The following is an 11856-nucleotide window of genomic DNA, read 5'->3' as shown; positions in this document are numbered from 1 at the left end:
ACTTCCCATTCATATATAAGAAGCTCAACGTCCATTAGAAGCCCCCCTCTTTACGAGGGGGTTCTACTTATGCTTTTTTACGCAATTGATTACTAATCATCGCTAAATCATATGTTAAACAAATTGGCTTACAGTTTACTGGACATGGAACGATTTGAGCTTCAATCTCAAATACGTTACGAAGTGTTTCACTTGTCATAACTTCATCTGGCGTTCCTTGTTTCATTAACTTACCTGCTTTTAATGCAATCATATGATCAGAGAAACGAGAAGCGTGGTTTAAGTCATGGATAACCATAACAATCGTTCTACCTTCTTCTTCATTTAACTTTTTCAATAAGTTTAATACTTCTAATTGATGAGCCATATCTAAGTACGTTGTTGGTTCATCCAATACAAGTAATTCTGTTCCTTGTGCAAGAGCCATTGCGATCCAAACACGTTGACGTTGGCCACCTGATAGCGCTTCTGCTGGACGATTCGCAAATTCTTTCATTCCTGTCACTTCAAGTGCCCAGTTAATGTAGCGATAATCCTCTTCTTTCAACGTGCCAAACCCTTTTTGATGAGGGAATCTTCCATATGACACAAGCTCAAATACAGTAAGGCCCGTTGGCACTTCTGCAGTTTGTGGTAAAATCGCCATTTTCTTTGCAATTTCTTTCGTTGGCTGTTTCTCAATTGCTTTTCCGTCGAGATAAACAGTACCTTGCTTTGCCTTCAAAATACGAGACGCCGTTTTTAATAATGTGGACTTCCCACAACCATTTGGTCCAATAATTGTTGTAATTTTCCCTTCCGGAATTTCAACTGTTAACCCGTCAATAATTAAACCTTCATTATAGCCAACAGATACCGCATCCACCGCTAAAGTTGCCATACGAAAAGCCTCCCTTTATTTTGTCCTCATAAGTAAATAAATGAAATATGGTGCACCAATTACAGAAATAACAAGACCGACTGGTATTTCTGAAGTTGTTAATACACTTCTTGAAATTACGTCTGCGAATAAAAGTAAAAACGTTCCTATTAGCGCAGCGGTGGGCAACATAATTTGATGTTTACCACCAACAAGGCGCCTTGCTAAATGCGGGGCCATTAAACCGATAAAGCCAATTCCGCCCGCAACAGCAACAGATGCACCTGCTAAACAAACTGCAATAAATAATAATTTACGTCTTTCTTTTTCTACGTTTACACCAAGGCCAACTGCTGTAGAATCGCCTAGGTTCATTACATTTAATATGTGTGCTTTACTTATAGCAAGCGGTAAGAAAATAACCATCCATGGAAGTACACTTAATACGAATTTCCAATCTGTACCCCATAGACTTCCCGCCAGCCAAATCGTAGCAAAACGAAAATCGTTAGATGTCATCTTCATAGAGAAAATTAAACTAACAGCTCCAAATCCAGCTGCAACGGCAATACCGACAAGTATTAATCGAGTCGATGAAACGCCATCTTTCCATGCTAGTAAATAAATAATTACCGCTGCTAATATCGCTCCAACTAGTGCGAAGAATGGAAGAATGAATACAGATAAAAATGTACCAGTCCCTACTTTCCCGAAGAAGAAGTAGACGAATATAACAACTGTTAATCCCGCTCCAGCATTAATACCTATAATACCTGGATCAGCAAGCGGATTTCGTGATAAACCTTGCAAAATCGCACCTGACATAGCTAAAGCAGATCCGACTAGTATAGCAATTACCATACGCGGCATGCGGAATTCAAATAAAATAACAGACTGATCTTCAGCCCCTAGTCCAACCAATGACTTTAATACGTCCATTGGCGGGATTTTAAAAGTTCCTGTATTTAAACTAATAAGAAATATAGAAACGATTAGTCCTACTAAAATCGTTAATATAGAAATGTTCTTTTTTGTTAAGACACTCGTCCTCACATCTTTCCTCTCCCTTCATTACGTGCTAAGTAGAGGAAGAATGGAACCCCAATTAGCGCTGTAATTGCTCCAATTGGCGTTTCAAATGGCGGGTTAATAACGCGAGATAACATATCTGCACATTCAATTAACAGCCCGCCTAAGACCGCAGAACATGGAATAACCCATCTATAGTCCGAGCCTACAAGAAAACGAGTCATATGCGGAATTACAAGACCAACAAATCCAACTGATCCTGCCATGGAAACTGCGGAACCCGTTAAAACAAGAACAAGTACTGTTCCGATAAATTTAATTAATGTCGTATTTTGACCAAGTCCAATTGCAATTTCTTCACCGAAGCTCAAAATTGTAATATATCTCGACATCATAATTGCGATAAAAAGACAAACAAGGCCAATTGGCACTAACATATTAATACTTTGCCATTTCACTCCAGCAACCCCGCCTGCATTCCACATGCTTACCTCTTGGGCAAGATTGAAATACAATGCGATTCCAGATGAAATTGCCCCTAATAAAGCACTAATAGCTGCACCTGCTAAAGCTAATTTCACAGGTGTTAATCCACCTGGTGAAGAAGACCCAATTCCATATACAATGCTTGCACCAAACGCAGCTCCAATAAAAGATGCGATAACAAACATTAAATAAGGTGAATTAGGAAAAAATGCATACATAATTGCAATTCCAAATACAGCCCCATCTGTAATCCCCATTAACGATGGCGAAGCAAGTGGATTTCGCGTCATACCTTGCATAATTGCTCCCGATACCGCTAAAAAGGCACCTGCAACTACGCCCCCTATTGCTCTAGGCATGCGAAGCTCTTGAATTACATTATGATGTGTAATAGATCCATCAAACTGAAATACAGCTTGCCATACAGTCTTTAAACTAATATCTGCAGCCCCAAAAGAAATAGAAACTGCCATGCTTAAAGCTAACAAAACTGTACCCGCTACTAAAATAATAGAAGCGATAAGCGGTCTGCTCTTAATCTCTTTAACATTCTCTTCTTGCTGTTCTATACTGCTTGCGCTCGCTTCCATCCCTCAACCATCCTAACTAACAACATATATTTATTGAAATGAAATTTATTCTCAAATAGTAATAAAAAAATTAGGTGAATTGTTATTTTCCTGATAATGATTCTCAGAATCAGACACTTCTATTCTACCTATCGCTTTAAAAGACTGTCAACCATTATTTTGAAATATAAATTTATACAAATTGGAATTTTAATACAAAAGTTGTGTCTATCCTTTAGAAAACGTTCGTCCATACAAGAGTACTTTCGCAGAATAAATTATTCCTCTTATGGGCATAAAAAAGAAGAGTAATCTTTTCACTCTTCTTTTTCTTACTTATTTAACTTTGCTTCAATTTTTGCGATTAACTCATCTTCTGTTGGAGCCGCAACTGGACGGTTATTTACAAATGCGAATGATTTTTTACGACCAGGACCACAGTAAGACTGACATCCAACTTCAATCGTTGCACATGAATCTACTTTTTTTAACTTCGGAACTAACGTTTTAACGTTCGTTGCCTGACAGTCATCGCACACGCGAAACTCGTTTCCCATTATATAACACTTCCTCTATTTTAAACTTTTCTCAAGTACGTTTAAAAATAAACACTAAATGGTATTTTACCGCTCTTTGAAGCTCGTTGCAAGTTTCCCTACAAAGCCTATTCTCTACATAATGCTACATATTTTATATGCTCTCCTACAGAAGCGCTCACCATTCATGGGAAAATTTTTACCTTTCATCGAAATCTACCATATTTTTAAAAGCTTTGTATAAAAGTTTATTTTTTTGCCCATTATAAAAATAGGAAGTTCATAAAAAGAAAGGGAGTTGAATCTATGAAAGTAAGACAAGATGCTTGGACAGATGAGGATGATTTATTACTTGCTGAAACGGTACTTCGTCATGTTAGAGAAGGAAGTACGCAATTAAATGCATTTGAGGAAGTAGGGGATCAGTTAAATCGTACATCTGCTGCTTGTGGTTTCCGCTGGAATGCTGTTGTTCGCTATAGCTATGAACAAGCTCTTCAACTAGCAAAAAAACATCGTAAAGATAAAATGCGTGCTGCAAGCGGTGAACAAGCGAAAAAACGTTTACTTTATACACCACCAGCTTCAGATTCGATAACTGATTATGAAGAATTAGTACAAGAAGAATCAATCGTACAATATAAAGAAGCTATTCCATATCAAGAATCTACTGCTCCTGCTGCAAGAAGCTCTATGACAATGCAAGATGTTATTTATTTTTTACAAACAGTCGGATCTTCAAATATAAAAGTGACAGCTCTTGAAAACGAGAATACGAGATTGAAACAAGAAATTAAAGCACAAATCCTTCGGAATGAGGAACTAGAAAAGAAACTAGAAAAATTAGAAAAGCAATCTCATACTGTACAAGAAGATTACGAAACACTTATGAACATTATGAACCGAGCTCGTAAATTGGCAGTCATGGATGACGAAGAACGTTCTCAAACATCTTTCCGAATGGACCGAAACGGTAATTTAGAAAAAATTGCAGAATAAAAAGGATGCATGTAATGCATCCTTTTTATTATTTCACCTATAAGCTCCCCCTTTATATGTGAGAAAACTCCATTCTTCATTTTTTGCTATAATAGAGATTGTCATTTTAAAGATAAGGGGTTAGTTATATGAGCAATTCCCGTTCCATTTTATCTCAGCCAGAGTGGCGCATTGTAGATCAATCTAGTTTAGGACCAACATTCCATGCACTTCAGTCATTCGCAATGGATGACACATTATGCACAAGCATTGGAAATGGCAAGTCAGCGGCAACAATGCGTTCATGGGTTCATCACAATACAATTGTCCTTGGCATTCAAGATTCACGCCTTCCGCATTTAGAAGAAGGTATTTCTTTTTTAAAACAAAACAACTTCAATGTTATTGTCCGTAATTCTGGCGGGCTTGCGGTCGTGCTTGATGAAGGTGTTTTAAACGTATCACTTTTATTCCAAGAAACAGAAAAAGGTATCGATATTGACCTTGGATACGATACAATGTGGCATTTGATTAAGGAGATGTTAAAGGATTACGACGTTACTATCGAGGCAAAAGAAATTGTCGGCTCTTACTGTCCTGGTAGTTATGACTTAAGTATTCGCGATCAAAAATTCGCTGGTATTTCACAACGTCGTATTCGCGGAGGTGTCGCTGTCCAAATCTATCTCTGCGCTACCGGAAGTGGCTCTGAGCGTGCCGCACTCGTTCGTGATTTCTACAACCTAGCAATTCAAGGGGAAGAAACACGCTTTACGTACCCTGAAATTGTACCAAGTACGATGGCCTCACTCTCAGAATTACTTGGTGAAACCATTACAGTACAAGATTTAATGATGCGTCTTTTAAAAACATTGCAGCAATTCGCTCCAAAGTTAACACCATCTCAATTAACAATAGATGAGATTCCTTTATATGAGACGAATTTACAACGTATTATTGATCGTAATAATAAAGCACTTGGTTTAGAAAAATAAAGACCGTCGCTATAATAGCGACGGTCTTTATTTCAATTCATTATAGAATTAAAGTGCTTGAGCTGCTGTAATTAAAGCTAACTTGTACACTTCTTCCTCGTTACATCCACGAGATAGGTCATTTACAGGCATGTTTAAGCCTTGTAAGATTGGTCCTACTGCTTCGAAGTTACCTAAACGTTGAGCGATTTTGTAGCCGATATTACCAGCTTCTAAGCTTGGGAATACGAATACGTTAGCATCACCTTTAATTGTAGAACCTGGAGCTTTTTTCTCAGCTACAGATGGTACGAATGCAGCATCGAATTGGAATTCTCCATCTAAAGTTAACTCAGGAGCCATTTCTTTTGCAATACGAGTTGCTTCTACAACTTTTTCTGTTTCTGGAGATTTCGCAGAACCTTTTGTAGAGAAGCTTAACATAGCAACGCGTGGATCAATGCCGAATAACTCAGCAGTTTTCGCACTTTCGATACCGATTTCAGCTAAATCTTGGCTGTTTGGTGCAATGTTAATTGCGCAATCAGCGAATACATATTTCTCTTCTTCACGTACCATGATGAATACGCCAGAAGTTTTTGTAACGCCTGGTTTTGTTTTAATAATTTGAAGTGCTGGACGAACTGTATCAGCTGTAGAGTGAGCTGCACCACTTACTAGACCGTGTGCTTTGCCCATGTATACAAGCATTGTACCGAAGTAGTTTTCGTCTTTAAGGATTTTGCGAGCGTCTTCTTCAGTTGCTTTACCTTTACGGCGTTCAACGAAAGATGCTACCATTGCATCCATTTCTTCGTATGTAGCTGGGTCGTAAATATCAACGCCTGCTAATGTTAAATTCATGCTAGCAGCTTTTGCGCTAATTTCTTCTCTATTACCAACTAAGATTGGTTTTACTAACTCTTCTTTTGCTAAACGCTCTGCAGCGCCTAAAATTCTTTCATCAGTTCCTTCAGGAAGTACGATAGAAATGCCTTTTCCTTGAACTTTTTCTTTTACTGTTGTAAATAAGTTGCTCACGAATAAACCCTCCTACATATGTTAAAAAAACTCTATCTTTAAGAATACTGCTTTTCTTCTATATTTTAAACTTATAGCTCCCAAAAAATAGATAAAATAAAAATGATTATATTTTCATAAAATTCAGCCGTTAAATTCACCTTGCTTAAACACTTAAATGTGACAATTTTATGCGCCAAGGTTTTATATAGATGATTTTAAAACTATATATGCTATAGTTAACGTGTAAAACTATCATTAACTGAGGTGAATAGAATGAGTGAAGCAACAACAACGTTAGATGGCTGGTATTGTTTACATGATTTACGTTCTATTGATTGGGCTGCATGGAAAACATTATCTAGCGACGAACGCGGACAAGCAGTGTCTGAATTTTTAAATGTCGTTGAAAAATGGAACGAAGTAGCTACTGCGAAAAAAGGTAGTCACGCAATGTATACAGTTGTTGGCCAAAAAGCTGATATTATGCTTATGATTTTACGTCCAACAATGGAAGAGTTAAATGAAATTGAGACAGAATTGAATAAAACAACTTTAGCTGAATATATGGTTCCTGCATATTCTTACGTATCTGTTGTTGAATTAAGCAACTATCTTCCAGCTGATGAGGATCCATACCAAAACCCGCAAATTTTAGCTCGCTTATATCCTGAATTGCCGAAAGCAAATCATATTTGCTTCTATCCAATGGATAAGCGTCGCCAAGGTGATGACAACTGGTACATGCTTCCTATGGAAGAGCGTAAAAAAATGATGTACAGTCATAGTAAAATTGGCCGTCAATACGCAGGTAAAGTACGCCAAGTGATTTCAGGATCTGTTGGATTCGACGATTTCGAATGGGGCGTAACATTATTCGCTGACGATGTTCTTCAATTTAAAAAACTTATATATGAAATGCGCTTCGATGAAGTAAGTGCTCGTTATGGTGAATTTGGAACATTCTTCGTTGGAAACATTTTACCAGACGAAAAAGTAGAGAAATTTTTACACATATAAATGGTGAAAAGGAACGAAATTCGTTCCTTTTTTTATTCTTCTCTATATTTATCCTCAAAAATCTCCTTTTTTCTGCACTTTTGAAGAAAAACCGACATTTTTTCAAATTTATTGTAAAATTGTAACCTTTTTATATATAAAGATATGCTAAAATGATACGAGCTATATGCTAAATAACGATGCGAAGGTGATAATCTATATGAAAAAAATTTTGTCTATTTTACTATTGCTTGTATTGTCAATTTCTTCCTTAGGAGTAACAACATCCCATGCGGAAGAAAAAATACATATTGAGGCAGCCGCTGCACTTTTATTTGATGCAGATACTGGAAAAATACTTCACGAGCAAAATCCAGATGAATTGCTGGCTATTGCTAGTATGTCGAAATTAATTGTTGTTTACGCTGTTTTAGAAGCAATTAAAGAAGGAAAAATCACATGGGATACGAAAGTAAATATTTCTGATTACGCTTATGAAGTCTCTCGTAATAATGAATTCTCTAATGTACCGTTCGAAAAAGGACGTCAATATACTGTAAAAGAATTATATCATTCTATTGTTATATTCTCAGCAAATGGATCTAGTATCGCTTTAGCAGAACTTCTTGCAGGAAGTGAGAAAAACTTCTTAAATCTTGCAAATGAACATGCTAAAAAGCTAGGATTAAAGAAATATAAATTTGTAAACGCTACTGGCTTAAATAACGCTGACTTAAAAGGAAAACATCCTGAGGGTACTGATCCAAATGCAGAAAACTCTATGTCAGCTCGTGATATGGGTATGCTTTCAAAAGCAATGATTACAAAGTATCCAGAAATACTAGAGGATACAAAACAAAGATTTAGAAACTTCCCAGACAATCACCCAAAACCAATTCGTATGGAAAACTGGAATTGGATGTTACCAGGAGCTTCTTTCGCTTATGAAGGTACCGATGGTTTAAAAACCGGAAGCTCTGATACAGCTGGATACGGATTTACTATTACTGCTAAACGTGGTGATGTACGTCTTATCTCGGTTATTATTAAAACAAAATCAATGGATGAACGTTTCACAGAATCTCGTGAATTAATCGAATATGGATTTAATAACTTTGAAAAACAAAAACTAAAAGTTAATAAGAACAATACAATCTCTGTAGTAAAAGGGAAAGAAGACCAAGTAACTGTTGCACCCGAAAAAGAAATAACAGTAATTGCGAAAAAAGGTAGCAAAGAACCTTATAAAATTGGGACTGAATTAGATAAATCTCTTGCTGAAGATGGACATTTAGTTGCTCCTATTAAGAAAGATGCCAAAGTAGGCTCAATTACTTTAGAATCAACTGATAAATATGGTTTCTTAGACGGTAGTAAAAGTATGAAAGTTACTGCAAAAACGACAGAGGAAGTTGAAAAAGCAAATTGGTTTGTGTTAACAATGCGCTCTATTGGTGATTTCTTCTCAAACTTATGGTCTAAAGTTTTTTAATAAAAAAGCTGGCTCACGCTAGCTTTTTTTATTTTCCACTCTCAATGTAAAACTTCGTTTGGTTGTCATATCTGAGCCCTTTTCCTCATACGTATGAACTAGTAATTGTTACACACTTCATCTAGAGATAAACCTCTTTCCAAAAGGTATTCCAAAAAGAGAGGTGACACATAATGGGTGTTATTGCTTATAACGAAGAAGATGTAAAGTTGTTGGCTAGACTGATGCGTGCTGAAGCCGAAGGAGAAGGGCAACAAGGAATGTTAATGGTCGGAAACGTTGGGGTAAATCGTGTCCGCGGAAATTGTTTAGACTTTAAAAGCATTCGTAATTTACGTCAAATGGTTTATCAAAACCCCGGCGGTTTTGAAGCAACGCAAAAAGGATACTTTTATCAACGGGCACGTGAACAAGATATTGCCCTAGCGAGACGGACCATTCAAGGGCAACGTTTTTGGCCTGCCAACTTTGCCTTATGGTTCTTTAGACCTGAAGGGGCATGTCCACCGACTTGGTATAACCAACAAAACTCTGGTCGCTTTAAAAAGCACTGCTTCTTCCAGCCATCTGCTGGAGACTGCCCTAGCGTATATTAAGGAATAAAAATGAGGAGGGATTTTTGAATGACACAGCAACAAAACCCGTATTATGGAACAGGTTTTTATCAACCATCTGGAACTTATGTACAACCGCAACAAATGACCGCTGGGCAACAGCAACAAATGACCGCTGGGCAACAGCAACAACAAGCAATGCAGCAACAAGCTGCGCAAGCGCAATATGCAATTTCTCAAGGGATGTTACCTCTAGAACAATCATATATTGAAAATATCCTTCGTCTAAACAAAGGTAAGCAAGCTACAGTTGTAATGACTTATGAGCGTGGTAGTTCTCTTGGTACTCAATCTTATACAGGTATTATCGAGGCAGCTGGTCGTGATCATATTATCATTAGTGAGCCTGAATCCGGAAAGCGTTACTTATTACTAATGATTTACTTAGATTATGTAGAATTTCCAGAAAGAATTACGTATTTACCGGGTCAACAAGCAACTTATGCTCCAAGACCATAAAAAAGCTGGCAAATGCCAGCTTTTGTTTTTTATAATCCTTTTACAACTGCAGTCCCTACTAGAATCCACGCCACAATAAACGCTACACCACCAAGAGGTGTAATTGGACCAAAGAACTTAATGCCTGTCGTACTTAATGCATACAAACTACCTGAGAACATAATAATTCCAGCTACCATTAGCCAACCAGCAGTAGTTAAAAGTGATGATTGAACCTTATCCATCAATAAAGCAACTACGAATAGTCCACCTGCATGAAACATTTGATATGTAACGCCTGTTTTCCAAACTTCTAACATTTTTGCAGAAATTTTATTTTCTAAACCGTGTGCTCCAAAGGCCCCTAACGCAACAGATAGCCCCGCTGCAATACAACCTAGTAAAAAGAAAATTTTCATCTTAATTCCCCTTTTTTACCTTTATCATAAGCAATTTTTGCATATAAGCCAAACGATTTATCTTCTAAAAATCAAATAAAGAATTACCGTTTGCATCACTTTCTTTTATATATACTGGCTCCCCAGAAACAGGTGCAATTGGTTGCATAGTTGTTACTGGTTGTGATCCAATTACTTGCGATTGAATTTTCGGTTCTCTATATGTAGATGTTTCAACTTGTTCATCTAATAATAAGTCACATAAAGCACGCACAACTAATAAATGTTCTTTTGACTTTTGTCCTTCACTACTTTTTGCCTTCGCAATTTCATTCGCCATTTTATTTAAAATCTTGTCGCTAGATATTTGCATTCCTTATCACCTCGTACTTTGTAATTCTTTCTCGAATTGTCCCAATTTTTCTACTGAACCAAATACTATTATCATATCACGTTCTTTCAATTTTTCCTGCCCTGCCGGATTATGTATAATATTCCCATTTCTTGAAATCGCTAATATTGTTACATCAAACTGATTCCTTACATTACTCTCTAGTAACGATTTACCAACTAATATTGAATCTTTTCCAACTAGAATTTCTTCAATGACAAATGACTGTTCTACTCCATACAACACTGTATCAATATAATGAACGGTTAATGGATTTGCAATACCTTTTGCGATATGAATACCCGCCATACTAGATGGATTAATAACCTTATTTGCACCAGCACGCCTTAATTTCTCTTCAGTTTCTGGCTTTTCAGATCTCGCCACAATTTTAATCGTATCGTTTAACCCTCTTGCTGTTAATGTAATAAATACATTTTCGGCATCATTTGCAACAATAGCAACTAAACCAGCTGCTTTTAAAATTCCGGCATTATGTAATACTTGATCTTCCGTTGCATCTCCATGTACAAATAAAAGCTTTTCCTGCTCCAATATACTTTCATCTTTATCAACAACGACAAATGGAATATTCTTTTCTTGCAATTCATGTACAACTTGAAGCCCCACTCTACCGCAACCACATACTATAATATGATTTTTCAACTGCGCTATTTGTTTATCCATCTTCTTCCTCCGTACTGCATGAAATAAATTCCCTTCAATAATCATAGCTGCCACTACCCCAATTGCATACGTAACAATACCTACGCCAACAGGAATAATAAGAAGCGCAAATACTTTCCCCGTTTGCGTTACAGGAACGGCATCTCCGTATCCAACAGTCAATACAGTAATCATTGTCATCCAAAATGCTTGAAACAAACTAATCTCTTCAATCGTCATAAATCCTATCGTTCCTAGAATTACAACAAAAGTCATACATATAACTGCTATCCATAATTGCTTACGTGCATTCATACTGTGTTTCAACTCTTTTCTCTATCTACAATCTTTGCCAGTGGAAATAAAATACGTATATACTAGATACGGAATCTATGAAAGAGGTTGAT

General features: G+C 36.9%; 14 protein-coding genes. 6 read left to right on the top strand and 8 right to left on the bottom strand.

What is annotated here, in order from left to right:
- Positions 1 to 67: 67 nt before the first annotated feature.
- From ACS2CR_RS22970 to ACS2CR_RS22955, 4 genes are all read right to left on the bottom strand, one after another.
- A complete protein-coding gene (locus ACS2CR_RS22970) occupies positions 68 to 880 on the bottom strand; it encodes an ABC transporter ATP-binding protein (protein WP_000212068.1) in 813 nt (270 codons plus the stop codon).
- 15 nt (positions 881 to 895) lie between these two features.
- The gene (locus tag ACS2CR_RS22965) at positions 896 to 1912 is read right to left on the bottom strand and encodes a FecCD family ABC transporter permease (protein ID WP_001260757.1); all 1017 of its coding nucleotides are present in this window, start codon (positions 1910 to 1912) and stop codon (positions 896 to 898) included.
- The gene (locus ACS2CR_RS22960; protein ID WP_000388296.1) at positions 1909 to 2964 is read right to left on the bottom strand and encodes a FecCD family ABC transporter permease; all 1056 of its coding nucleotides are present in this window, start codon (positions 2962 to 2964) and stop codon (positions 1909 to 1911) included. The genes ACS2CR_RS22965 and ACS2CR_RS22960 overlap by 4 nt, the downstream gene beginning before the upstream one ends.
- A gap of 311 nt (positions 2965 to 3275) precedes the next feature.
- Positions 3276 to 3500: a DUF1450 domain-containing protein gene (locus tag ACS2CR_RS22955; protein WP_000526078.1), complete on the bottom strand. Its 225-nt coding sequence runs from the start codon at positions 3498 to 3500 to the stop codon at positions 3276 to 3278.
- 285 nt (positions 3501 to 3785) lie between these two features.
- On the opposite strand from ACS2CR_RS22955, the gene ACS2CR_RS22950 reads away from it, so the two are divergent.
- Positions 3786 to 4478, top strand: coding sequence for an RsfA family transcriptional regulator (locus tag ACS2CR_RS22950; protein WP_000868358.1), 693 nt, complete (start codon positions 3786 to 3788; stop codon positions 4476 to 4478).
- A 128-nt stretch (positions 4479 to 4606) separates the two neighbouring features.
- Entirely contained in the window at positions 4607 to 5452 is an 846-nt protein-coding gene (locus ACS2CR_RS22945) for a lipoate--protein ligase family protein (RefSeq protein WP_000071949.1), read from the top strand.
- A 48-nt stretch (positions 5453 to 5500) separates the two neighbouring features.
- On the opposite strand, the gene pta is transcribed toward ACS2CR_RS22945, so the two are convergent.
- Complete coding sequence (gene pta, locus ACS2CR_RS22940; protein WP_000067225.1) at positions 5501 to 6472, bottom strand: phosphate acetyltransferase; 972 nt, start codon at positions 6470 to 6472, stop codon at positions 5501 to 5503.
- Positions 6473 to 6727: 255 nt separating this feature from the next.
- On the opposite strand from pta, the gene hemQ reads away from it, so the two are divergent.
- From hemQ to gerQ, 4 genes are all read left to right on the top strand, one after another.
- A complete protein-coding gene (gene hemQ / locus ACS2CR_RS22935) occupies positions 6728 to 7471 on the top strand; it encodes a hydrogen peroxide-dependent heme synthase (protein WP_001287595.1) in 744 nt (247 codons plus the stop codon).
- A gap of 199 nt (positions 7472 to 7670) precedes the next feature.
- Positions 7671 to 8942, top strand: coding sequence for a serine hydrolase (locus ACS2CR_RS22930; protein WP_016111040.1), 1272 nt, complete (start codon positions 7671 to 7673; stop codon positions 8940 to 8942).
- Between the two features lie 173 nt (positions 8943 to 9115).
- The gene (cwlJ, locus tag ACS2CR_RS22925; RefSeq protein WP_000538167.1) at positions 9116 to 9538 is read left to right on the top strand and encodes a cell wall hydrolase CwlJ; all 423 of its coding nucleotides are present in this window, start codon (positions 9116 to 9118) and stop codon (positions 9536 to 9538) included.
- 27 nt (positions 9539 to 9565) lie between these two features.
- Positions 9566 to 10015 carry a spore coat protein GerQ gene (gene gerQ / locus ACS2CR_RS22920; protein ID WP_438906078.1) on the top strand — a complete coding sequence of 150 codons (450 nt, stop codon included), beginning with the start codon at positions 9566 to 9568 and terminating at the stop codon, positions 10013 to 10015.
- A gap of 29 nt (positions 10016 to 10044) precedes the next feature.
- Here gerQ and ACS2CR_RS22915 read toward each other — a convergent pair whose 3' ends face one another.
- From ACS2CR_RS22915 to ACS2CR_RS22905, 3 genes are all read right to left on the bottom strand, one after another.
- Complete coding sequence (locus ACS2CR_RS22915) at positions 10045 to 10413, bottom strand: DUF423 domain-containing protein (RefSeq protein WP_000688315.1); 369 nt, start codon at positions 10411 to 10413, stop codon at positions 10045 to 10047.
- 64 nt (positions 10414 to 10477) lie between these two features.
- A complete protein-coding gene (locus ACS2CR_RS22910; RefSeq protein WP_001167349.1) occupies positions 10478 to 10765 on the bottom strand; it encodes a YwdI family protein in 288 nt (95 codons plus the stop codon).
- A 6-nt stretch (positions 10766 to 10771) separates the two neighbouring features.
- Positions 10772 to 11764, bottom strand: coding sequence for a potassium channel family protein (locus ACS2CR_RS22905; RefSeq protein WP_000993988.1), 993 nt, complete (start codon positions 11762 to 11764; stop codon positions 10772 to 10774).
- Positions 11765 to 11856 lie beyond the last annotated feature (92 nt).

The organism is Bacillus cereus group sp. BceL291, from assembly GCF_051776705.1.
Taxonomy (GTDB): Bacteria; Bacillota; Bacilli; order Bacillales; family Bacillaceae_G; genus Bacillus_A; species Bacillus_A cereus.
Note: the sequence above shows the minus strand (reverse complement) of the source record. Positions and strands in the feature narration are given on the sequence as shown.

Bases quoted from the DNA above. Each gene is read 5' to 3' on its own strand.
- cwlJ (WP_000538167.1), top strand. From the start codon at position 9,116: ATGGGTGTTATTGCTTATAACGAAGAAGATGTAAAGTTGTTGGCTAGA.
- ACS2CR_RS22915 (WP_000688315.1), bottom strand. From the start codon at position 10,413: ATGAAAATTTTCTTTTTACTAGGTTGTATTGCAGCGGGGCTATCTGTT.
- ACS2CR_RS22930 (WP_016111040.1), top strand. From the start codon at position 7,671: ATGAAAAAAATTTTGTCTATTTTACTATTGCTTGTATTGTCAATTTCT.
- ACS2CR_RS22960 (WP_000388296.1), bottom strand. From the start codon at position 2,964: ATGGAAGCGAGCGCAAGCAGTATAGAACAGCAAGAAGAGAATGTTAAA.
- gerQ (WP_438906078.1), top strand. From the start codon at position 9,566: ATGACACAGCAACAAAACCCGTATTATGGAACAGGTTTTTATCAACCA.
- ACS2CR_RS22910 (WP_001167349.1), bottom strand. From the start codon at position 10,765: ATGCAAATATCTAGCGACAAGATTTTAAATAAAATGGCGAATGAAATT.
- ACS2CR_RS22970 (WP_000212068.1), bottom strand. From the start codon at position 880: ATGGCAACTTTAGCGGTGGATGCGGTATCTGTTGGCTATAATGAAGGT.
- ACS2CR_RS22905 (WP_000993988.1), bottom strand. From the start codon at position 11,764: ATGAATGCACGTAAGCAATTATGGATAGCAGTTATATGTATGACTTTT.
- hemQ (WP_001287595.1), top strand. From the start codon at position 6,728: ATGAGTGAAGCAACAACAACGTTAGATGGCTGGTATTGTTTACATGAT.
- ACS2CR_RS22945 (WP_000071949.1), top strand. From the start codon at position 4,607: ATGAGCAATTCCCGTTCCATTTTATCTCAGCCAGAGTGGCGCATTGTA.
- ACS2CR_RS22950 (WP_000868358.1), top strand. From the start codon at position 3,786: ATGAAAGTAAGACAAGATGCTTGGACAGATGAGGATGATTTATTACTT.
- ACS2CR_RS22955 (WP_000526078.1), bottom strand. From the start codon at position 3,500: ATGGGAAACGAGTTTCGCGTGTGCGATGACTGTCAGGCAACGAACGTT.